The sequence below is a fragment of the Streptomyces sp. NPDC022552 genome (assembly GCF_055561875.1).
Map to the genome: position 1 here is coordinate 57475 of NZ_JBVHGJ010000020.1, position 20938 is coordinate 78412.

The 20938-nt window shown below is 71.4% G+C and carries 18 protein-coding genes and 1 riboswitch; of the genes, 6 read left to right on the plus strand and 12 right to left on the minus strand.

Features of this window, described 5'->3' with window-relative positions:
* Positions 1-1359: a peptidase C39 family protein gene (locus ACZ3OF_RS33820; RefSeq protein WP_467308660.1), complete on the minus strand. Its 1359-nt coding sequence runs from the start codon at positions 1357-1359 to the stop codon at positions 1-3.
* 189 nt (positions 1360-1548) lie between these two features.
* Here ACZ3OF_RS33820 and ACZ3OF_RS33825 point away from each other — a divergent pair, with 189 nt between their 5' ends.
* Both ACZ3OF_RS33825 and ACZ3OF_RS33830 read left to right on the plus strand, forming a co-directional pair.
* Positions 1549-2193 (plus strand): uridine kinase family protein, encoded by a 645-nt coding sequence (locus tag ACZ3OF_RS33825; protein ID WP_361678693.1) that lies wholly within the window; start codon positions 1549-1551, stop codon positions 2191-2193.
* A gap of 364 nt (positions 2194-2557) precedes the next feature.
* On the plus strand, positions 2558-4495 hold the full coding sequence (locus tag ACZ3OF_RS33830; protein WP_361678690.1) for an AAA family ATPase: 1938 nt from the start codon (positions 2558-2560) through the stop codon (positions 4493-4495).
* Between the two features lie 62 nt (positions 4496-4557).
* On the opposite strand, the gene ACZ3OF_RS33835 is transcribed toward ACZ3OF_RS33830, so the two are convergent.
* The 10 genes from ACZ3OF_RS33835 to ribD form a co-directional block, all read right to left on the minus strand.
* Positions 4558-5655 (minus strand): hemolysin family protein, encoded by a 1098-nt coding sequence (locus ACZ3OF_RS33835; protein WP_467308663.1) that lies wholly within the window; start codon positions 5653-5655, stop codon positions 4558-4560.
* A complete protein-coding gene (locus ACZ3OF_RS33840) occupies positions 5652-6992 on the minus strand; it encodes a hemolysin family protein (RefSeq protein WP_361678685.1) in 1341 nt (446 codons plus the stop codon). The genes ACZ3OF_RS33835 and ACZ3OF_RS33840 overlap by 4 nt, the downstream gene beginning before the upstream one ends.
* 209 nt (positions 6993-7201) lie before the next feature.
* Entirely contained in the window at positions 7202-7654 is a 453-nt protein-coding gene (locus ACZ3OF_RS33845; RefSeq protein ID WP_361678681.1) for a PH domain-containing protein, read from the minus strand.
* Between the two features lie 30 nt (positions 7655-7684).
* A complete protein-coding gene (gene hisG / locus ACZ3OF_RS33850; RefSeq protein WP_467308666.1) occupies positions 7685-8533 on the minus strand; it encodes an ATP phosphoribosyltransferase in 849 nt (282 codons plus the stop codon).
* 102 nt (positions 8534-8635) lie between these two features.
* Positions 8636-8908: a phosphoribosyl-ATP diphosphatase gene (locus tag ACZ3OF_RS33855; protein WP_260231097.1), complete on the minus strand. Its 273-nt coding sequence runs from the start codon at positions 8906-8908 to the stop codon at positions 8636-8638.
* 34 nt (positions 8909-8942) lie between these two features.
* A complete protein-coding gene (gene ribH, locus ACZ3OF_RS33860; RefSeq protein WP_467308669.1) occupies positions 8943-9428 on the minus strand; it encodes a 6,7-dimethyl-8-ribityllumazine synthase in 486 nt (161 codons plus the stop codon).
* 30 nt (positions 9429-9458) lie between these two features.
* Positions 9459-10736 carry a bifunctional 3,4-dihydroxy-2-butanone-4-phosphate synthase/GTP cyclohydrolase II gene (locus ACZ3OF_RS33865; RefSeq protein WP_361678675.1) on the minus strand — a complete coding sequence of 426 codons (1278 nt, stop codon included), beginning with the start codon at positions 10734-10736 and terminating at the stop codon, positions 9459-9461.
* The gene (locus ACZ3OF_RS33870; protein WP_361649579.1) at positions 10733-11320 is read right to left on the minus strand and encodes a nicotinamide mononucleotide transporter family protein; all 588 of its coding nucleotides are present in this window, start codon (positions 11318-11320) and stop codon (positions 10733-10735) included. The genes ACZ3OF_RS33865 and ACZ3OF_RS33870 overlap by 4 nt, the downstream gene beginning before the upstream one ends.
* A 44-nt stretch (positions 11321-11364) precedes the next feature.
* A complete protein-coding gene (locus tag ACZ3OF_RS33875; RefSeq protein ID WP_361678672.1) occupies positions 11365-11973 on the minus strand; it encodes a riboflavin synthase in 609 nt (202 codons plus the stop codon).
* Positions 11974-11975: 2 nt separating this feature from the next.
* Complete coding sequence (gene ribD / locus ACZ3OF_RS33880; RefSeq protein WP_361678841.1) at positions 11976-13037, minus strand: bifunctional diaminohydroxyphosphoribosylaminopyrimidine deaminase/5-amino-6-(5-phosphoribosylamino)uracil reductase RibD; 1062 nt, start codon at positions 13035-13037, stop codon at positions 11976-11978.
* 188 nt (positions 13038-13225) lie between these two features.
* Positions 13226-13355: riboswitch (FMN riboswitch) on the minus strand.
* Positions 13356-13596: 241 nt separating this feature from the next.
* Between ribD and ACZ3OF_RS33885 the strand changes: the two genes are divergently transcribed.
* Positions 13597-15957 (plus strand): chitinase C-terminal domain-containing protein, encoded by a 2361-nt coding sequence (locus tag ACZ3OF_RS33885; protein WP_361678669.1) that lies wholly within the window; start codon positions 13597-13599, stop codon positions 15955-15957.
* A 136-nt stretch (positions 15958-16093) separates the two neighbouring features.
* A complete protein-coding gene (locus ACZ3OF_RS33890; RefSeq protein WP_467308673.1) occupies positions 16094-16846 on the plus strand; it encodes an SDR family oxidoreductase in 753 nt (250 codons plus the stop codon).
* Between the two features lie 93 nt (positions 16847-16939).
* Here ACZ3OF_RS33890 and ACZ3OF_RS33895 read toward each other — a convergent pair whose 3' ends face one another.
* Positions 16940-18064 carry an ROK family transcriptional regulator gene (locus tag ACZ3OF_RS33895; protein WP_361678663.1) on the minus strand — a complete coding sequence of 375 codons (1125 nt, stop codon included), beginning with the start codon at positions 18062-18064 and terminating at the stop codon, positions 16940-16942.
* A 106-nt stretch (positions 18065-18170) separates the two neighbouring features.
* On the opposite strand from ACZ3OF_RS33895, the gene ACZ3OF_RS33900 reads away from it, so the two are divergent.
* Positions 18171-19394: an MFS transporter gene (locus ACZ3OF_RS33900; RefSeq protein WP_467308675.1), complete on the plus strand. Its 1224-nt coding sequence runs from the start codon at positions 18171-18173 to the stop codon at positions 19392-19394.
* Between the two features lie 113 nt (positions 19395-19507).
* The gene (locus ACZ3OF_RS33905) at positions 19508-20908 is read left to right on the plus strand and encodes a uracil-xanthine permease family protein (protein WP_361678657.1); all 1401 of its coding nucleotides are present in this window, start codon (positions 19508-19510) and stop codon (positions 20906-20908) included.
* The last annotated feature ends 30 nt before the right edge of the window (positions 20909-20938 follow it).

The following is a 20938-nucleotide window of genomic DNA, read 5'->3' on the forward strand; positions in this document are numbered from 1 at the left end:
TCAGCGGACACCGACAGCGGCGAGGGCCCTGCGCTGGGCGAGGGTCGGCCGGTCGGGGAAGTAGAGGTAACAGACCCCTCCCGTGCCGGAGACCACGCTGCCGCTCGCGTTGTACCGCTTGGTCCGCAGCCAGATGTTCTCCCACTCGCGCCGCCGGTAGATCCGGCGCACCGCCTCGTTGCTGGGTGAGGCGGGGTCGTTGGCGATCACGTCGCCGTCCTCGGTGAAGCCGATCACGGTCATCAGATGGCCGGAGGTGCCGTAGCCGGCGCCGGTCAGTTCCTCCTTGCGGAAGGACTGTGACGTTATGACCGGAATGCCGGCGCGGATCAGGGTCTCCAGGTCCGTCAGCGAGAGCAGCCGGGTCACGACCGCGTTCATGGCGGGGTACGTCGCGGCGTAGGCGGCGTTGAAGGGCCAGTTGCCGCAGCCGTCGTACTGGTGGTCGAAGGTGAACCGGGCCGCGTGGCAGACCTGGGGGTCCTCGAAGGCCGGGTTCACCCAGGAGAGGTCCTCGGCGCTCGGCCGGCGGCCCCAGTACTCGACGATCATCTGCGAGGACGTCGGGCTGCACCACGCCTCGCCCCCGTTGTCGTACTCGGGGTACTGGCCGACATGGGTGTTCTGCGAGTAGCGCGGCACGGCCAGCTCGCGGGCGAGGCAGGGCGCCGAGGCCGGCACGGTGAAGCGGTCGGGGATGTCGGAGGCCATCGCGCCGAGCCGCCACACGACAGGCGTGAGGTCGGTGCCGGGAGCACGGTAGAGGGTCAGCCTCAGCTGGTACGCGTCCAGGCGGAGCCCGCTCGCGGCGTCGTCGACGGCGAAGGTGTCGGTCCAGATCGAGCTCCTGCCGTCGCTCTGGCCGTCGACCGAGGTACGCCGGATGTCTCCGTCGCCGGCCGCCCAGCGGCCCATCACGTACCAGGGTGTGGTTCCGGCGTCGTTGTAGGTGCCGCGCAGCTCGATCTGGATCCAGGTGCCGGGCGGGGTGTCGGCGTTCCAGGAGGCGATGACCTCGGTGGCGGGGACGGTGGACGTGTGGACCGGGGAGGTCCAGCTCGCGTACTCCCAGGTGGACGTCGCGCCGGTGTGCGGGTCGGCGTAGTCGGTGACCCCGAGGGGCGTACCGATCACCAGGCCGGGGCGGTGCCCGGCGACGGCCCGGGTGCCGGCCCGGTCGCCGCCGCGCCAGTCGGTGAAGGAGACCCAGAAGCGGTTGTCGACGAGCGCGGGTTCCGGCGCACGGCCGCGGTCGCCGGCGGGGGCGGCCGTGGCCGGCGCGGTGGCGGCCACGGACGTACCGGCGACGACGGCGAGGGCCGCGGCGAGGACGGTTCTGCGGGGAGTGGAACTGGCCATGGGCGATGACCCCCGGTCGAGAGCGGCGAACGACGGCGACGGGCGGGAAGTGGGGACCACTATCGCGGCTCGCGGAGCGGTTCTGCCAGCGATTCGGCACGCGTCGCCGCACCAATATTGGTCTGCACCACTGGCACCGCCGGGCCCCTGACCTGCGGCGCCCGCAGCCGGGATCGCTACGCTTGCCCCATGGCCGAAGGGACCGAAGGGACCGACCTCGACCGCGCCGCCGATGCGCTGCGCGGCCTGCCGCCGTCCTGCGGACCGGTCCGGCTGATCGCCGTCGACGGTCACGCGGGCTCGGGCAAGTCGACCCTCGCCGCACACCTCGCCGCCCGGCTCGCCGCGCCCGTTCTCCACCTCGACGACCTCGCCAGCCATGCGGAGCTGTTCGCGTGGACGGGGCGGATGCGGGACCAGGTGATCATGCCCCTCTCCCGGGGCGAGGTCGCGCACTATCACCCGTACGACTGGAATCTGCGGACCTTCGGCGCACCCCGTCCCCTGCCGCCCGCCCCGGTCGTCCTGGTCGAGGGCGTCGGCGCGGGGCGGCGGGCGCTGCGCCCGTATCTCGCCGCGCTCTTCTGGATGGAACGGGACCCCGAGGAGTCCTGGGCGCGCGGCCGGCACCGGGACGGACCTGCGCAGTCGGAGTTCTGGGACGGCTGGACGGTGGCGGAGACTCGCCATTTCTCCGTGGACCCTTCGCGCCCCTTCGCCGACACCCTGGTACGGGAGTGTCCTGAGGGGTACGAGTGGCTTCCTGGGCCGTCCGTGACCGCGGGCCCGAACCAGATCATCACGGAGAGTGAAGCCGCGCCACCACGTAAATGAGTAGGCGGAATCCCACTTCCGCAAGTGCCTCAACTCCGCTTGACCCAAGGGGCGTACAGGTCTTACGTTCTCAATGTGCGGCTTTCCGAAGCCGTCGCGGACACGAAGCCCCCGGTTGTTCCCCCGTGATCGGGGGCTTCGTTCTGCCCTGATCATCCCTTTCTCCGGCCCGTCGACGACCTTGATGCTTACCCAGGGTCACGGTCACCGGATCATGCGCTTCTCCTTCGTCGCGCCCCCTCTGCGCAGGTACGATGCCCTGCGGTGGGGTCAATTCCCGTCCACGAGAAGGCGGTTCTGTACGGCTTCCGGCGGGAACCCGCCCGCCGGGACAGCAACGGGGGCACGTTTTGTGGGGGACCCGATGGACATCGGCACGCAGGGCGGAACGGCCCCGGCCGAGCTCGCCTGGCTGCGGGGAGTCGACGCCTACACGATGGGCGCCTATCCGCAGGCGGAGGAGGAGTTCCGTACGGCCGTACGGATCGATCCCGGCATGGCGGACGCCTGGCTCGGGCTGCACGCGCTCCGGGTGGACACCACCACCGCGCTGCTCAGGATGTACCGCAACCGCGACCGGTTCGGCGAACAGCGCGCACGCCACCGCCGGACCCTGAACTCCTGGTACTGGCTGGGCTGGTGGGTCCAGCCCGTCCTGGAGAGCCCGCGCGATCTCCTCCTCGCGCACGCCTCGCACTGGCTCGACGGCCGCCATGTGCCGGAGCTGGACCGGGCGCTGGCCGGGCTGCCGCCGGTCGACACCGATCCGCAGGTCCGCTTTCTGCACGCCTGCCGGTCGTATCTCGTCAAGGACTGGGACCAGCTGGTCCGGCACACCGAGCCCCTGGTGGACGATCCGCTGCTCGGGATCGAGGCCGGGCTCTTCGGCGGGATGGCCCGGGTCCGGCTGGAGATGTACGGCCAGGCGGAGCCGCTGCTCTCGGCGTCCCTGATGCGCTGCCGCAGCGAACAGCCGCAGCGCAAGGAGTTGCGCTACTGGCTGGCCAGGGCCCATGAAGGCACCGGGCGGAGCGCGGCGGCCCTGCCGCTCTACCGGGCGGTGCACCGGATCGACCCGGCGTTCATGGACACGGCGGCCCGGCTGGCGGCGATCACCGAGTACGACGGGTTCGAGGGGACGGACGACACGGCGGGGCTCGCCTCGGTCGCCCTGGGCGGGGTCGGGCAGGACGCCTCCGCCGACGCGGTGCAGACCGACCTCGACGGCCCGGCCTCCGACGCGCTGCGCCTCGGCAGCGAGCCGGGGCTCGGTACCGAGCCCGGGTTCGGTGCCGAACCCGGGGCCCCGACACCCCCCTCGGCACCGCCCGAGCCGCCCGACGTACGGCAGAAGGCGCCCGTCCCCGCGCAGCCGTCGCCGCCGCGCTTCCCCGCCAGCCCCACCGACCCTGCCCTGCTGGCCCAGGCGCTCGCCGAGCTGGAGCGCATGGTCGGGATGGAGCCGGTGAAGCGGCAGGTCAAGGCGCTGTCGGCACAGCTGGAGATGGCGCGGCTGCGGGCCGGGCAGGGCCTACCCGTCCAGCCGCCAAAACGTCACTTTGTCTTCTCCGGCCCCTCGGGCACCGGGAAGACCACCGTGGCCCGCATCCTCGGCCGGGTCTTCTACGCGCTCGGGCTGCTCGGCGGCGATCATCTGGTCGAGGCCCAACGGGCGGATCTCGTGGGCGAGTTCCTGGGCCAGACCGCCGTCAAGGCGAACGAGCTGATCGACTCGGCGATCGGCGGGGTCCTCTTCGTGGACGAGGCGTACTCGCTCTCCAACACCGGCTACAGCAAGGGCGACGCCTACGGCGACGAGGCGCTCCAGGTCCTCCTCAAGCGCGCGGAGGACAACCGCGACCACCTGGTGGTGATCCTCGCCGGCTACCCGGAGGGCATGGACCGGCTGCTGGCCACCAACCCGGGTCTCTCCTCACGCTTCACGACCCGGGTCGACTTCCCCTCGTACCGCCCGCTCGAACTCACCGCCATCGGCGAGGTGCTCGCGGCGGCGAACGGGGACTGCTGGGACGAGGAGGCGCTGGACGAGCTGCGCTCCATCAGCGGCCATGTCGTGGACCAGGGGTGGATCGACGAGCTCGGCAACGGGCGCTTCCTGCGCACGCTGTACGAGAAGTCCTGCGCGTACCGCGACCTCCGCCTCGCGGGCTACCCGGGCACCCCCACGCGCGACGACCTGGCGACCCTGCGCCTGGCCGACCTGATGCAGGCCTACGGCGAAGTCCTCTCCGGCCGCGGCCCGTCCCCCCGGGGTCCCCAACAGGACCCCGGGGGCATGTGAAGGCTGCACCCGGCCTGCCGCGGGACCCGGCGGGCGGCCGCCGGGTCCCGTGGCGTCGCCGCTCAGGCGGTCAGGGCCTCGTCCGTGCGGTCCGGGCGGGGGTTCCTGAGCAGGCGCGGTTGGGGTGACGGTACGGGCAGGCGGTGGGCCGGGTCCCGGACCTCTCCCACCAGCATCTCCAGGACGTCCTCCAGGGCCACGAGCCCCAGCACCCGGCCCGAGCCGTCGGAGACCTGGGCGAGATGGGTCGCCGCGCGGCGCATCATGGTGAGCGCGTCGTCGAGCGGCAGCTCGGCCCGGACCGTCGCCATCGGGCGCCAGATGTGCTGCGGCACCGCCCGCTCCCGCTCCTCCAGGTCCAGGACGTCCTTGACGTGCACGAACCCCATGTACGTCCCGCGCCTCTCGGCACACACCGGGAAGCGCGAGTAGCCGGTGCGCACGGTGAGCTCCTCGATCTCCCGGGGCGTCACGGACGGCGGGACCGTCACCAGCGCCGACGGGGCGATGAGCACGTCCGTCACCGGACGGCTGCCCAGCTCCAGGGCGTCCTCCAGGCGTTCCTGCTCGACCGGGTCGAGCAGTCCGGCCTGGCCCGCGTCCTCCACGAGCCGGCCGAGCTGGGTGCTGGTGAAGACCGCCTCCACCTCGTCCTTCGGCTCGACGTGGAACGCCCGCAGCACCAGTCGGGCGCAGGCGCCCAGCGCCCGCGTCACCGGTCGGCACAGCCGGGCGAAGCCGACGAGGGCGGGGCTGAGCCAGAGCGCGGTCCGCTCGGGCGCGGCCATCGCGAGGTTCTTCGGGACCATCTCGCCGATCACGAGATGGAGGAAGACGACCGCGGCGAGCGCCACGACGTACCCCAGCGGATGGATGAGCCCGGCCGGGACGCCGACGGCGTGGAAGACCGGTTCGAGGAGACGCGCCACGGTCGGCTCGGCGACGGCGCCCAGGGTCAGGGAGCAGACGGTGATGCCGAACTGTGCGGCCGCCATCATCTGCGGCAGGTTCTCCAGGCCGTACAGGACCTGGCGCGCCCGCGTGCCGCCGAGCGGCTCGATCTGGCTGCGGCGTACGGAGACGAGCGCGAACTCGGCGCCGACGAAGAAGCCGTTGGCCACCACGAGCAGGACGGCGAACAGCAGTTGGAGCAGGCTCATCGGACCGCCTCCGGCACCGCGGGCACCTCGGCCGTCCGTACGATCCGCACCCGCTCGGCGCGGTAGCGGTCGACCTGCCGCACCAGGAGCCGCCAGCCGGGGAGCTCCGCCCGGTCGCCGGGGGCCGGGATGCGGCCGAGGAGGTCGGCGACGAGGCCGGCGACCGTCTCGTACGGCCCGTCGGGCACGTCGAGGCCTATCCGGTGCAGGGTGTGCACCCGGCAGGAGCCGTCCGCCTCCCAGGCGGGGTTGCCGTCCTCGGCGGCCACGGCGGCCAGCTCGGGCCGCTCGTCGGCGGCCGTGTCGTGCTCGTCGCGGACCTCGCCGACGAGCTCCTCCACGATGTCCTCCAGCGTGACGACCCCGGCCGTACCGCCGTACTCGTCGACGACCACGGCGATCGGCTGCTCGCGCCGCAGCCGCTCCAGGAGCGCCTGCGCCGGCAGGGTTTCGGGGACGAGGAGCGGGGGGACGGCGATCCTTCCGACCGGCGTGCGCAGCCGTTCGTGCGGAGGCACGGCGAGCGCGTCCTTGAGGTGGACCATGCCGACGATCTCGTCGATGCGCTCGCGGTAGACGGGGAAGCGGGAGAGGCCCGTCGCCCGGGTGAGGTTGAGGACGTCGGCCGCGGTGGCGTCCGACTGCAGGGCGCTCATCCGTACCCGCGGTGTCATGGCCTGCTGAGCGGTGAGTCCGCCGAGCGTCAGGGTCCGTACGAAGAGGTCGGCGGTGTCCTGTTCCAGCGCGCCCGCACGTGCGGAGTGCCGGGCCAGCGAGACCAGCTCGCCGGGGGTGCGGACGGAGTCGAGCTCCTCGGTGGGCTCGACGCCCAGCAGCCGGACGAGCCGGTTGGCGACCCGGTTCAGGAGGGTGATGACGGGGCGGAAGAGGGAGGCGAAGAGGTGCTGCGGACCCGCCACGAACCGCGCCACCTGGAGCGGCCGGGAGACCGCCCAGTTCTTCGGGACGAGTTCGCCGACCACCATCTGTACGGCGGAGGCGAGCAGCATCCCGATCGCCACCGCGACCCCGGCGACGGCTCCCTCGGGGAGTCCGGTGGCGGTGAGGGGGCCGTCGAGGAGCTGGGCGAGCGCGGGCTCGGCGAGCATGCCGACGACGAGGGAGGTGATCGTGATGCCGAGCTGGGTGCCGGAGAGCTGGAAGGACAGCTCGCCGAGCGCCTTGACGACGGTGCGGGCGCGCCGGTCGCCGGCGGCCGCGGCCCGTTCGGCCTCGGGGCGTTCCACGGTGACGAGGCCGAATTCGGCCGCCACAAAAAAGCCGTTGGCGAGGATCAGGAGGAAGGCTGCGGCGAGCAGCAGAAGCGGGATGATCATGCCGCCGCCTCCGCGGAGGGGGCGGCGCAGGTACTACCGGACGATCCGTCCATTGCCGGAGGGAGTCACTCCTCGGGTCGCAGGGAGGCCTCGCGGGCCGCGGCAGCGGCCCTGCACACGCGAGGCGGTGGTGCCGCTCGGCACCACCGCCTCCAGAGTAGTCACGCACACCGCGCGTGGGGCAGGGGGTCGGCCCCCGTATGGGGGACTCAGCCGCCGTCCGGGCCGGTGCCGCGGCTGTCGGCCAGGGCCCGCAGCGCGCGGGCGTCGCGGATGGCCTGCTGCTTGGCGATTCCGGGCTGGATGCCCAGCGCGGGCATGCTCGTGCCGTCGCTCAGGTCGAGGAAGACCCAGGGGTCGCCGGGCCGCAGATTGACCTGGAGGATTTCGGCCCACGCCAGTCGGCGTGTCCGGGTGATGTTGACGACGGTGACGCCCTCGTCGTCGGCGACGACCTTGGGCCGGCTGAGCAGCACGAGGATGCCGAGGAAGAGCACCGCGGTGAAGATGAAGCTGGCCCGTTCGCCGGGGCCGAGCTTCTCCAGCATCAGCGCGACGGCGGTGATGACGACGAACATCACCGTCCCCACGGTGAGCAGCACAGCACGGGTGCGGCCCGGCCTGAAGGTGACCGGGAGGGCAGGCGTCGGCGACTCGGACATCGGTGTTCCTCGGTGGGTCGTGCCGGGCCGTCAGAGACGGCAGGCGTGGATGGCCGTCGTCAGGATGGCGCGGGCACCCAGCTCGTACAGGTCGTCCATGATCCGCTGTGCCTCCTTGGCCGGGACCATGGCCCGGACCGCGACCCAGCCCTCGTTGTGCAGGGGCGAGATCGTGGGCGACTCCAGGCCCGGGGTGAGGGCGACGGCCTGCTCCAGGTGCTCGGCGCGGCAGTCGTAGTCCATCATCACGTAGCTGCGGGCCACCAGGACGCCCTGGAGGCGGCGCAGGAACGTCTGGACGCGGGCGTCCTCGGTGTCGGCGCCGGCCTGCCGGATCACCACGGCCTCGGAGGTGAGGATCGAGTCGCCGATGACCTCGAGGCCGGCGTTGCGCAGGCTGGTGCCGGTCTCGACGACGTCCGCGATGATCTGGGCGACACCGAGCTTGATGGCGGTCTCGACGGCACCGTCGAGGTGGACGACGGAGGCGTCGATGCCCTGGTCGGCGAGGTGCTTGGCGACGATGCCCTCGTACGAGGTGGCGATCGTCATGCCGTTGAAGTCCTCGGGGCCCTTCGCGGTGCCGGGGCGGGTGGCGTAGCGGAAGGTCGACCGGCCGAAGTTCAGCGGGAGGATCTCCGCCGCGTTGGCTCCGGAGTCGAGCAGCAGGTCACGACCGGTGATGCCGATGTCCAGCTTCCCGGAGGCGACGTAGATCGCGATGTCCTTCGGACGCAGGTAGAAGAACTCGACCTCGTTCTCGGGGTCGATGACCACGAGCTCCTTGGACTCCTTGCGCTGGCGGTAGCCGGCCTCATGGAGCATCGCCGACGCAGGTCCGGACAGTGAACCCTTGTTGGGGACGGCGATGCGCAGCATGGGATGAGCTTCCTTTGCCTGGGAGTTTTCGGGGAGGGTGTTCGGTGCGCTCAGAGGTGTCGCGTAGGGGCGTGCACGCGTACGGGTGCACGGGTGTACGGGTCAGAGATGGGCGTAGACGTCGTCGAGCGAGATCCCGCGGGCGACCATCATCACCTGGACGTGGTACAGCAGCTGCGAGATCTCCTCGGCGGCGGCTTCCTTGCCCTCGTACTCCGCGGCCATCCAGACCTCGGCGGCCTCTTCGACGACCTTCTTGCCGATGGCATGGACGCCCTTCTCCACCAGCTCCGCGGTGCGGGAGGTGGCCGGGTCGCCGTTCTCGGCCTTGAGCTTGAGCTCGGCGAAGAGCTCTTCGAAGGTTTTGTTCGCCATGATGGTCCTAAGGGTACGGGGTGAGGATCTCCACTCAGCGCCAGGGTTCGCTGACCGTGCGCAGCGTGGTCGCGGTGGCGACGGCGGCGGTGACGGCCTCGTGGCCCTTGTCCTCGCTGGAGCCTTCGAGGCCTGCCCGGTCGACGGCCTGCTCCTCGTTGTCCACGGTCAGGACGCCGAAGCCGACGGGTACGCCGGTGTCGATCGAGACCTGGGTGAGGCCGTGGGTGACGCCCTGGCACACGTACTCGAAGTGCGGCGTTCCGCCGCGGATGACGACGCCGAGCGCCACGATGGCATCGTAGCCGCGCCCGGCGAGGACCTTCGCCACGACCGGCAGCTCGAAGCTGCCGGGGACGCGGAGCAGGGTCGGCTCGTCGATGCCGAGCTCGTGCAGGGCCCGCAGGGCACCGTCGACGAGTCCGTCCATGATCTTCTCGTGCCACTGGGCCGCGATCACGGCCACCCGCAGGTCGCCGCAGTTCTTCACGCTGAGGACGGGTGCGCCCTTGCCGCTCATGTCTCTCCTAGCTCCGTGCTGATCGCTGACTTACTGGTTGCCGCAGGTGGACGCGGCTTCGGCGTCCAGCCAGGGCAGGTCGTGACCCATCCGGTCCCGCTTGGTGCGCAGGTAGCGGAGGTTGTGCTCGCCCGCCTGGACGGGCATGGGCTCGCGGCCCTCGACCCTCAGGCCGTGCAGGGTGAGGGCGGAGATCTTGTCGGGGTTGTTGGTCATCAGCCGCATGCTGCGGACGCCGAGGTCGCCGAGGATCTGCGCGCCGGCCGCGTAGTCGCGGGCGTCGGCGGGCAGCCCGAGCTCCAGGTTGGCGTCGAGGGTGTCACGGCCGCGCTCCTGGAGCTCGTACGCGCGCAGCTTGGACAGCAGGCCGATGCCCCGGCCCTCGTGGCCGCGGAGGTAGACCACGACTCCCCGGCCGGTCTCGGTGATGCGATCCATGGAGGCCTGGAGCTGCGGGCCGCAGTCGCAGCGCAGCGAGTGGAAGATGTCGCCGGTCAGGCACTCGGAGTGGACCCGCACGAGGACGTCCTCGCCGTCACCGATCTCGCCGTGCACGAGGGCGACGTGCTCGACGCCGTCGACGGTGGAGCGGTAGCCGTAGGCGGTGAACTCGCCGTGTGCCGTGGGCAGCTGGACCTCGGCCTCACGGCGGACCGTCGGCTCGGAGGAGCGGCGGTACGCGATGAGGTCCTCGATCGAGATGATCGTGAGGCCGTGCTTGCGGGCGAAGGGGACGAGCTCGGGCAGGCGCAGCATGACGCCGTCCTCGCCCGCGATCTCGACGATCGCGCCGGCCGGGCGCAGACCCGCGAGGCGGGCGAGATCGACCGCGGCCTCGGTGTGGCCGTTGCGGGCGAGGACGCCGCCGGGCTTGGCGCGCAGCGGGAAGATGTGGCCGGGGCGGACGAAGTCGCCGGGCTCGTGCCGGCCGCTCGCCAGCATCCGCAGGGTGGTGGCGCGGTCGGCGGCGGAGATGCCCGTGCTGACGCCGTGGGCGGGGGCCGCGTCGACGGAGACCGTGAAGGCCGTGCGCATCGACTCGGTGTTGTGCTCGACCATCTGCGGGAGTTCGAGGCGCTCCAGCTCGTCGCTCTCCATGGGTGCGCAGATCAGTCCGCGGCACTCGCTCATCATGAAGGCGACGACCTCGGGGGTGGCCTTCTCCGCGGCGATGACGAGGTCGCCCTCGTTCTCGCGGTCCTCGTCGTCGACGACGACGACGGGGCGGCCCGCGGCGATGTCGCGGATGGCCTGCTCGACGGGGTCGAGGGAGAGGTCGGTGACGTCCCAGATCGGCAGCGCGCTCATGCCGTAGCTCCTTCCAGAGCGGTGGTGCGCGTCCGGAGCCACCAGTCGCGCATGCCCCAGATGACGAGGGCGAAGTAGATGACGTAGACCAGGCCGGAGAAGGCCAGGCCGCTGTTGAAGGCGAGGGGGACGCCGACCAGGTCGACCAGGAGCCACGCGAACCAGAACTCGACCAGACCGCGGGCCTGGGCGACCATCGCGACGAGGGTGCCGACGAAGATGTACGCGTCGGCCCACGGGGACCAGGAGAGCGACGGGTAGAGCGTGAACAGGCCGCCGACCGCGAGGGTGCCGAGCACGGCTCCGCCGAGGAGGAAGGCGCGTTCCTTCCAGCTCGCGAAGCGGACGGCGATGGAGCCGTCCTGGGCCTGCTGCCGGCCGCGGTTCCACTGCCACCAGCCCCAGGCGGCGACGCCGATGACCAGGAGCTGCTTGCCCACGCCGCCGCTGAGGTGGGCGGAGGCGTAGGCGCCGACGAGGATGACGCCGGAGAGCAGCTGCGCGGGCCAGGTGAGGATGGAGCGCCGCCAGCCGAGCGCGAGGGCGATCAGACCGATCGTGTTGCCGATCATGTCGGACCACATGATGTGCTGGTCGAGGACGGTGAAGGCCTCGGAGTTGAGCCAGTTCACTTGTCGTTCTCCCCGGCGTTCGGGCCGAGCAGCCGCTCGACGTACTTGGCGATGACGTCCACTTCGAGGTTGACCGGGGAGCCGCTCTGCTTGATGCCGAGCGTGGTCAGCGCGAGGGTGGTGGGGATGAGGCTGATGGTGAACCAGTCGTCGGCAACCTCGACGACGGTGAGGCTGACACCGTCGACCGTGATCGAGCCCTTCTCGACGACGTACCGGGAGAGGTGGGCGGGCAGGCCGACCTTGACGATCTCCCAGTTCTCGGACGGGGTCCGGTCGAGGATCGTGCCCGTACCGTCCACATGGCCCTGGACGATGTGCCCGCCGAGGCGGTCGCCGACCGCCATCGGGCGCTCCAGGTTGACGCGGGAGCCGACATCGAGGGCGCCGAGCGAGGAGCGCAGAAGCGTCTCCTCCATCACGTCGGCCGTGAACTCGCCGTCGCCGAACTCCACGACCGTGAGACAGACACCGTTGACGGCGATGGAGTCGCCGTGCTTGGCGCCTTCCGTGACCAGGGGGCCGCGCAGGCGGAAGCGGGAGGCATCGGCCAGCTTCTCGACGGCGGTGACCTCACCCAGTTCTTCGACGATTCCGGTGAACACGCTCAACGCTCCTTGGGAGTGGCAGTGATACGAAGATCGGGGCCGATGCGCACGGTCTCGGTCACGTCGAGGCGCAACGCGTCGGTGATGGTGGTGATTCCGGCGCCGGCGAGGGCGTTCGGACCCGCGCCGAGAAGGACCGGGGCGAGGTAGCCGACGACCTGGTCGACGGCTCCCGCGGCGACGAAGGCGCCGGCCAGCGTCGGCCCGCCCTCGAGGAGGACGGAACGGACGCCCTGCTGGTGGAGCGCCGCGAGGAGTTCGAGGAGGTCGAGGCCGCCGCCGGGCGCGCGGGGCAGCCGCCACGTCTCGGGGAAGTGCGCGGTGTCCTCCAGGAGGACGTCCTCGGCCACGGCGATCACGGTGCGGGCCGTGTCGTCGAGGATCCGGGCCCCCGGCTTCACGGCGCTCGCCTCGGTGTCGACGACGACCCGCAGCGGCTGGTCGGCGCCTTCGATGCCCCGTACGGCCAGATGGGGGTCGTCGGTACGGGCGGTGCCTGAGCCGACGACGACGGCGTCGGCCTCGGCGCGCAGCCGGTGGACGTCGGCGCGGGACTCGGCGGAGGTGATCCAGCGGGAGGTCCCGTCGGCGGCGGCGATCCGGCCGTCGAGGGTGGCGGCGTACTTCCAGCGGACGAAGGGGCGGCCGTGGCGTACGGAGGTGAGCCACGCGATGTTGCCCGCCTCCGCCTCCTCCGCCAGGAGGCCCTGCAGGACCTCGACGCCGGCCGCGCGCAGGGTGTCCGCACCGCCAGTGGCCTGCGGGTTCGGGTCGCCGACCGCGTACACGACGCGGCTGACGCCGGCCTCGACGAGCGCCTGCGCGCAGGGGCCGGTGCGGCCGGTGTGGTTGCAGGGTTCGAGGGTGACGTAGGCGGTTCCGCCGCGGGCGCGCTCGCCGGCCGCGCGCAGGGCGTGGATCTCGGCGTGCGGTCCGCCGGCGCGCTGGTGGAAGCCCTCGCCGACCTGGTGTCCGGAGGCGTCGAGGACGACGCAGCCGACGACCGGGTTGGGGCTGGTGGAGCCGAGACCGCGGGCAGCGAGCGCGATGGCGCGTCGCATGGCGATGATGTCGGTCGGCTCTGCCACCGGGTCCTCCTGCCTCTTCGGGCACGGACTCCGGGGCCTGTCGATGACGACAGAGAGCGGGTACGCCACTACGCACAGGGATGCCGAAGCCGAAGACACCGGTCGCCGACGAGAGCGACCAGCGGCGATACGGCCGTAGCGCCCCCTCGAAGGGTCGCCCGCCGCGCACTGCCTCCCATCCGGACTTTCACCGTCGGTCCAGGAATTTCACCTGGTCAACCGGCCGCTGGCTGCGGACGGGTCGCGGACTATACCGCCGGTTCGGAATTACACCGACCCCGGAGTGCGCTGCTGCTGATACAGGGCCAGTGTGCCACGGACGGCCGTCGGCCATGCGCGCGGCGCCCTGTGGGCTGGCTCACAGCACCCCCCGAAGCTCTTCTTTGGTCCAGACCTATTGACGCACTGGTCTAGTCCTCTTAATCTCCGTGTCACCTCCGAGGCACGGCTCGTGGTGTGCGCACTCCACGGGCCCAACACGACCCACCCCTTTGTTCGTTGTGTTCTTACACCTCCCCAGGAGGAACCGATCGTGTTGTCCCCCACGAAGACGAGGGTCTCGCTGCTCGCGTCCGGCGCCGCCGTCGCCGGTCTGCTGATCAGCTCCCTCGCGGGCGGTGTCTCGTACGCCGCCGACAACGAGGGCTGTCGCCCGGACGGGCTGTACAGGACCCCCGGCGTCGACGTCCCGTACTGCTCGGTCTACGACACCGAGGGCCGCGAGAAGATGGGCGCGGACCATCAGCGCCGGGTCATCGGCTACTTCACCGGCTGGCGGACCGGCAAGAACGGTGAGCCCGCCTACCTCGCCAACAACATCCCGTGGGACAAGATCACCCACATCAACTACGCCTTCGGACACATCGGTTCCGACAACAAGCTGTCCGTCGGCACGGACGGGCCGAACAACGCGGCCACCGGGATGACCTGGCCCGGTGTCGCGGGGGCCGAGATGGACCCGGGCTTCGCCTACAAGGGCCACTTCAACCTGCTGAACAAGTTCAAGAAGCAGCACCCGGACGTCAAGACGCTGATCTCGGTCGGCGGCTGGGCGGAGACCGGCGGCTACTTCGACGACAACGGCACCCGGGTGAACTCCGGTGGCTTCTACTCGATGGCCACCAACGCCGACGGTTCGGTCAACCAGGCCGGGATCGACACCTTCGCGGACTCGGCCGTCGCCTTCATCAAGAAGTACGGGTTCAACGGCGTCGACATCGACTACGAGTACCCGACGACGATGAAGGACGCGGGCAACCCGCTCGACTGGCAGCTCTCCAACGCCCGTCGCGCCGGTCTGGTCAAGGGCTACGACGCCCTGATGAAGTCCCTGCGCGAGAAGCTCGACCGCGCCGGCGCCGCCGACGGCAAGCACTACCTGCTCACCGTCGCCGCGCCCTCCTCGGGCTACCTGCTGCGCGGCATGGAGACGTACCAGAGCCAGAAGTACCTGGACTACGTCAACATCATGTCGTACGACCTGCACGGCGCCTGGAACGAGTACGTCGGCCCCAACGCCTCGCTCTTCGACGACGGCAAGGACGCCGAGCTGGCCGCCGCCAACGTCTACGGCTCCTCGCAGTACGGCGGCATCGGCTACCTCAACACCGACTGGGCGTACCACTACTTCCGCGGCTCGATGCCGGCCGGCCGGATCAACATCGGTCTGCCGTACTACACGCGCGGCCACAAGAACGTCCAGGGCGGTACGGACGGGCTGTGGGGCAAGGCCTCCGCGACCACCTGCCCGGCCGGCGCGGGTCTGACCAAGTGCGGTGACGGCGCCGTCGGCATCGACAACCTGTGGCACGACAAGGACACCAACGGCGCCGAGTCGCCGGCCGGGTCCAACCCGATGTGGCACGCCAAGAACCTGGAGAAGGGGATCGTCGGCGACTACGTCACGCAGTACGGCTTCCCGGCGAGCACCACCCTGACCGGCACCTACGCCCGCAAGTACGACTCGACCCTGGTCGCGCCTTGGCTGTGGAACGCGCAGAAGAAGGTCTTCCTCTCGACCGAGGACGAGCAGTCGGTGGCCGCCAAGGCCGACTACGTGGTCAGCAAGGGCATCGGCGGCACGATGGTCTGGGAGATGGCCGGCGACTACGCATGGAACGCGGGCAAGGGCCAGTACGAGATGGGCTCCACGCTCACCTCGCTGATGTACGACAAGTTCAAGGCCGCCACCCCGTACGGCGCGAAGAAGTCGAACACGGCGCTGCCGACGAAGGCCGTGAACGTGGGTGTGGAGTTCACCGAGTTCAAGCTGGGCGACTCCAACTACCCGATCACCCCGAAGATCAAGATCACCAACAACACGGCCACCGCGCTGCCGGGCGGCACGGAGTTCCAGTTCGACTACGCGACGGCCGCGCCGGGCAACGCCTCCGACCAGTCCGGTTTCGGCACGAAGGTGATCAGCAGCGACCACACCGGCAACAACGTGGGCGGTCTGAAGGGCGACTTCCACCGGGTGTCGCTGAAGCTTCCGGCCTGGCAGTCGCTGGCCCCCGGCGCGACCGTGGACCTGGCGTTCAACTACTACCTGCCGGTCTCGACGCCGTCGAACTGGACGGTGAACATCAGCGGCACGACGTACGCGCTCGCCGGTGACCTGGCGCGCGGTACGACGGTGGTGGAGCCGGGGACGACCACCCCGCCCACGACCCCGCCGCCCACCACCCCGCCGACGACTCCCCCGACCACGCCGCCGACGACGCCGCCGGGTGGCACCTGCACCGCCCCGGCGTACGTGGCCGGCACGGTCTACAACGGGGGCACCGAGGTCTCCCACAAGGGCCACAAGTGGAAGGCCCAGTGGTGGACGCAGAACGAGGAGCCTGGCACGACCGGCGAGTGGGGGGTCTGGAAGGACCTGGGGGCCTGCTGACCCTCTGACCTCCGAGTCGCTCCGGCCTCGGAAGAACGCCCGGCGGCGGGATTCACGGCCCTTGCCGCCGCCGGGTCTCCCTCCTTCGCCGCGGTCCGCATGTGCGGGCCGCGGCGGAGGCGTTCACGCTGGACACATGACCACCATCCTGGTGACCGGGGGCACGGGCACGCTCGGCCGCCCGGTCTGCGAACGGCTCCGCGCGGCGGGCCACGAGGTGCGCGTCCTGAGCCGCCACTCCCCGCCGTTCGCGGTCGATCTGCGCAAGGGCGGGCCGCTCCTCGACCGGGCGGTGCGGAACGTGGACGCGATCGTCCACTGCACGAACATCGTGAAGGGCGACGAGCAGGCCGCCCGGGTGCTGATCGAGGCTGCCCGGCGGGCCGGGGTCCCGCATCTGCTGTACATCTCGATCGTCGGCGTGGACCGGGTGCCGCTCGGCTACTACCGCAGGAAGTACGCGGTGGAACGGCTGATCCAGCAGTCGGGCATCGCCTGGACGCTGCTGCGGACCACACAGTTCCACGACCTGATCCTGATGCTCCTGGAGGGGCTGGCGAAGCCGCCGGTGATGTTCGTCCCGAAGGCCGTACGGGACCAGCCCCTGGAGGTCACCGAGGCCGCCGCGCGTCTCGCGGAGCTGGCGGCGGGCGACCCGGCCGGCCGGGTGGCGGACATGGGCGGCCCTCGGATCCACACGTTCGCCGAGCTCGCGGACGCGTATCTGCGGGCGAGCGGGAAGCGCCGCCGCGTCGTGGAGGTCCCGCTTCCCGGCAGGGTCTACCGGGGTCTGCGCCACGGCGGTCACCTCGCTCCCGAGCAGGCGGTGGGCCGGGTGACGTTCGAGGAGTTCCTGACCGGCCGGTTCCAGGCCGAGCCGGGCGCGTAAGGCCGGCCGGCGCCGAGGCGGTCGGGGGAGCGCAGGGCCGGCCGGCGCCGAGGCGGTCAGGGGAGCGCAGGGCCGGGCGGCGCCGACGGGCGGTTACGGGAAGAGCACGTCCTGGGCCGCGTCCCGGGCGGCCAGGAGCGCGCCGCGCAGGACCGCGGTGTCGCCGAGGGCGGTGGCGCGGACCTCCGTCCGGAGCGGGGAGAGCGCGGCGAGTTCGGCCTCGACGCGGGCCGCGAGTTCCGGGCCGCCCCGGTGGCCGGTCTCGCCGCCGAGGACCACACAGCCCGGGTCGAGGACGGAGGCCACGGCCGCCGCGCCGACCGCGAGGCGCCGGGCCAGGACGTCGAGGAAGGGACCGTGTCCGGAGCCGAGCGCACTCACCGGGTCCAGGCCGTGCTCCACGGCGAGGGCCTCCACCGCGGCCGCGCAGGCCAGCTCGTGGAAGCCGCCGTCGCAGCCGGTCGCCGACGGCAGCCCGGAGGTGCCGGGCACCGGCAGGAAGCCGAGCTCGCCCGCCCCGCCCGAGGCCCCTCGGCGCAGCCGCCCGTCCAGGACTACGGCCGCGCCGACGCCCTGGCCCAGCCAGAGCAGGACGAACGTCTCGTGGTCGCGGGCCGCGCCGACCCGCTGTTCCGCGACGGCCGCGAGGTTGGTCTCGTTCTCGACGAGCACGGTCGCGGGCAGCCGTTCCTGGAGCGCGGCCATCAGCCGCCGGTGCCACTCGGGCAGCCCCGTCGAGTTCCGCAGCTCCCCGGTGGCGGGGTCGATCAGTCCGGGGGCGCCGACGACGACGCTGTGGAGCGTCTCCGCGCCGGCCTCCTTGGCGGTCCGTTCCAGGAGCGCGACGGCCTTCTCGACGGCGGGTCCGGTGCCGTCCTCCCCGCCTATCGGCGCCGATGCCTCGGCGAGCGTGGTGCCCAGCAGGTCGGCGACGGTGAGCGAGACGGACGTGGTGCGGACGTCGAGCGCGGCGAGATGGGCGCGGTCGGCGGCGATCCCGTAGAGCTTGGCGTTGGGCCCGCGGCGCTCCGCGCCGGACTCCCCCACGATGCGGACGAGCCCGGAGCCCTGGAGCCGTTCGACGAGGTCGGCGACGGTGGGGCGGGAGAGTCCGGTCAGCGTCTTCAGCTGAGTCGCCGTCAAGGGCCCCTCGTCCTGGAGCAGTCGCAGGGCGAGCCGGTCGTTGAGGGCCCGGGCGGTACTCGGGGATGCGGCCATGCCCGGATCCTCTCAGACGTGTGCGGGACGGTCCCTGCTCCCCTACTCTATTTATCAGGCAGGGTTCCTGATAGTTTACCGCCCACCACACCGAGGGAGGGCACACATGGCGGGCGAGACCGTCTTCAGTACCGAGCGACTGCGGCGGGCGCGGTTCGCCGTCGCCGCCGTCTTCTGCGTCCATGGCGCGGTCACCGGCAGCTTCGCGACCCGCATCCCGTGGATCCAGGACCACGCGGACGTCAGCGCGGGCCAGCTCGGACTCGCCCTGGCCTTCCCGGCCATCGGTGCCTCACTGGCCATGCCGCTGGCCGGCGCGATCAGCCACCGCTACGGCGCCCGCACCGCGCTGCGCGGACTGCTCGCCCTGTGGACGCTTGCCCTGATCCTCCCGTCCCCCGCCCCGAACATCTACGGGCTCTGCGCGGCGCTCTTCGTCTACGGCGCCACCGCCGGCATGTCCGACGTGGCGATGAACGCCCTCGGCGTCGAGGTCGAGACCCGCATGGACAAGTCGATCATGTCCAGCCTGCACGGCATGTGGAGCGTGGGCGCGCTGATCGGCTCCGCCGCCGGTACCGTCGCCGCCCACTTCGGCACGGACGCACGCCTCCACCACCTCGTCGCGGCCCTCGCCCTGACCGCGCTCGGTCTCTTCTTCTGCCAGGGCGTGCTCGATCTGCAGAGCGCCCCCGAGGACGAGGCGCCGCCGCGCTTCTCGCTGCCTCCGAAGTCCGCCCTGATCATCGGCGCCATCGGCTTCTGCGGGGTCTTCGCCGAGGGCGCGAGCCTGGACTGGTCGGCGGTCTATCTGAAGGACGAGCTCGGCTCCTCGGCCGGCGTCGCGGCCGCCTCCACCACCGCCTTCGCGCTGACGATGGCGATCGCCCGGCTGGTCGGCGACCGGGTGGTGGACCGCTTCGGCGCGGTGCGGACGGTACGGGTCGGTGGCGTCGCCGCGACGGTCGGCGGCGTGCTCGTGGTCCTCGCCCCGCACGCCGTCGTGGCGATGGCCGGTTTCGGACTCATCGGCCTCGGGGTCGCCGTCGTCGTCCCGCTGGCCTTCGCGGCGGCCGGGCGCAGCGGTCCGAACCCCAGCCAGGCCATCGCGGGCGTCGCCACCATCACGTACACCTCGGGGCTCATCGCCCCCTCGGCGATCGGCGGCATCGCCGACGCGACCTCCCTCATGTTCTCCTTCGGCCTGGTCACGCTGCTGACTTTCGGTCTGGTGCTGGGCGCCGGTGTGCTCCGCCAGGGCAACCGGCCCGCGAGCACCGCCGCGGCCACGAGCGGAAGCGCCACGGCGAGCTCGGGCCAGGTCTCGTAGAGCACGCTCCGCAACACCGGTGACCTGCGGCGCATTACCATGTGGCTGATCTTTTTCGGCTGAGGTTTCGCGCGGCGAACCGGCCACCGTCATCGGAGAACTGGAGCGACCACATGAACCTCGGCGTGCGCTGGACCCTGCACGGCGACGGACGAACACCCGCTCCAGGAGCCGTCGTCCGGCCGGACGAACGGCTCTCCTGGCCCCGTACGGCCGGCCTCGGCGCCCAGCATGTGGTGGCGATGTTCGGCGCGTCCTTCGTGGCCCCCGTCCTCATGGGTCTCGACCCCAACCTCGCGATCATGATGTCCGGCGTCGCGACCGTGATCTTCCTGCTCGCGACGCGGGGCACGGTCCCCAGCTATCTGGGCTGCTCGCTCTCGTTCGTCGGTGTCGCCGCGGCCATCCGGGCCTCCGGCGGCACCAGCGCGACCGTCACCGGCGCGGTGTTCGTCGTCGGCGGCGTGCTGTTCCTGGCGGGTCTCGCGGTACGGAAGTTCGGCGCGCGGATCATCCACGCGGCGATGCCCCCGATCGTCACCGGCGCCGTCGTGATGCTCATCGGCTTCAACCTCGCCCCGGTCACCGCCGCCACCTACTGGCCGCAGGACCAGTGGACGGCGCTGCTCGTCATGCTGTTCACCGGTCTCGCCGTGGTCTGTCTGCGCGGGTTCTGGTCGCGCATCGCGATCTTCCTCGGACTGATCTTCGGCTACGCCATCTCCTGGGTCTTCGACCTGGTCTTCGGCAAGATCCACTCCATGTCCCCGGGCGGTCAGGTCACCGACCACTGGCGGCTCGACCTGTCGGGTGTCTCCCAGGCCGACTGGATCGGTCTCCCGTCCTTCCACGGCCCCAGCTTCGAGTGGTCGGCCGTCCTGGTGGCGCTGCCCGTGGTGATCGCCCTGATCGCGGAGAACGCCGGGCACGTCAAGGCCGTCGGCGAGATGACCGGCGACCCGCTCGACGACAAGCTCGGCACCGCGATCGCGGCCGACGGCGCCGCCTCGATGCTGTCGACCGCCGTGGGCGGACCGCCGAACACCACGTACTCCGAGAACATCGGCGTCATGGCGGCCACCCGCGTCTACTCCACCGCCGCCTACTGGGCGGCGGCCGGCTTCGCGCTGCTCTTCGGCCTCTGCCCCAAGTTCGGCGCTGTCGTCGCCGCGATCCCGGGCGGCGTGCTGGGCGGCATCACGGTGATCCTCTACGGCATGATCGGCCTGCTCGGCGCCCAGATCTGGATCAACGCCAAGGTGGATCTCCGTAACCCGCTCAACCTGGTGCCGGCCGCGGCGGGCATCATCATCGGCGTCGGCGGGGTGAAACTGACCTTCACCGACACCTTCGAGCTCGGCGGTATCGCGCTCGGCACGCTCGTCGTGATCACCGGCTACCACGTCCTGCGGGCGTTCGCCCCCGCGCACCTGAAGCAGCAGGAGCCCCTGCTCGACTCCGGCACAAGCTCGTACGAGAGCACGGAGGACAGCGCTTCGGCCGGCAAGTCGTAGGCATATTCGCCCGTTCTGGGGAAGCCGGGC

Bases quoted from the DNA above. Each gene is read 5' to 3' on its own strand.
- ribD (WP_361678841.1), bottom strand. From the start codon at position 13,037: ATGCGACGCGCCATCGCGCTCGCTGCCCGCGGTCTCGGCTCCACCAGC.
- ACZ3OF_RS33870 (WP_361649579.1), bottom strand. From the start codon at position 11,320: ATGTGGTCCGACATGATCGGCAACACGATCGGTCTGATCGCCCTCGCG.
- ACZ3OF_RS33825 (WP_361678693.1), top strand. From the start codon at position 1,549: ATGGCCGAAGGGACCGAAGGGACCGACCTCGACCGCGCCGCCGATGCG.
- ribH (WP_467308669.1), bottom strand. From the start codon at position 9,428: ATGAGCGGCAAGGGCGCACCCGTCCTCAGCGTGAAGAACTGCGGCGAC.
- ACZ3OF_RS33865 (WP_361678675.1), bottom strand. From the start codon at position 10,736: ATGAGCGCGCTGCCGATCTGGGACGTCACCGACCTCTCCCTCGACCCC.
- ACZ3OF_RS33895 (WP_361678663.1), bottom strand. From the start codon at position 18,064: ATGGCCGCATCCCCGAGTACCGCCCGGGCCCTCAACGACCGGCTCGCC.
- ACZ3OF_RS33905 (WP_361678657.1), top strand. From the start codon at position 19,508: ATGAACCTCGGCGTGCGCTGGACCCTGCACGGCGACGGACGAACACCC.
- ACZ3OF_RS33845 (WP_361678681.1), bottom strand. From the start codon at position 7,654: ATGTCCGAGTCGCCGACGCCTGCCCTCCCGGTCACCTTCAGGCCGGGC.
- ACZ3OF_RS33820 (WP_467308660.1), bottom strand. From the start codon at position 1,359: ATGGCCAGTTCCACTCCCCGCAGAACCGTCCTCGCCGCGGCCCTCGCC.
- ACZ3OF_RS33830 (WP_361678690.1), top strand. From the start codon at position 2,558: ATGGACATCGGCACGCAGGGCGGAACGGCCCCGGCCGAGCTCGCCTGG.
- ACZ3OF_RS33855 (WP_260231097.1), bottom strand. From the start codon at position 8,908: ATGGCGAACAAAACCTTCGAAGAGCTCTTCGCCGAGCTCAAGCTCAAG.
- ACZ3OF_RS33890 (WP_467308673.1), top strand. From the start codon at position 16,094: ATGACCACCATCCTGGTGACCGGGGGCACGGGCACGCTCGGCCGCCCG.
- ACZ3OF_RS33900 (WP_467308675.1), top strand. From the start codon at position 18,171: ATGGCGGGCGAGACCGTCTTCAGTACCGAGCGACTGCGGCGGGCGCGG.
- hisG (WP_467308666.1), bottom strand. From the start codon at position 8,533: ATGCTGCGCATCGCCGTCCCCAACAAGGGTTCACTGTCCGGACCTGCG.
- ACZ3OF_RS33835 (WP_467308663.1), bottom strand. From the start codon at position 5,655: ATGAGCCTGCTCCAACTGCTGTTCGCCGTCCTGCTCGTGGTGGCCAAC.
- ACZ3OF_RS33840 (WP_361678685.1), bottom strand. From the start codon at position 6,992: ATGATCATCCCGCTTCTGCTGCTCGCCGCAGCCTTCCTCCTGATCCTC.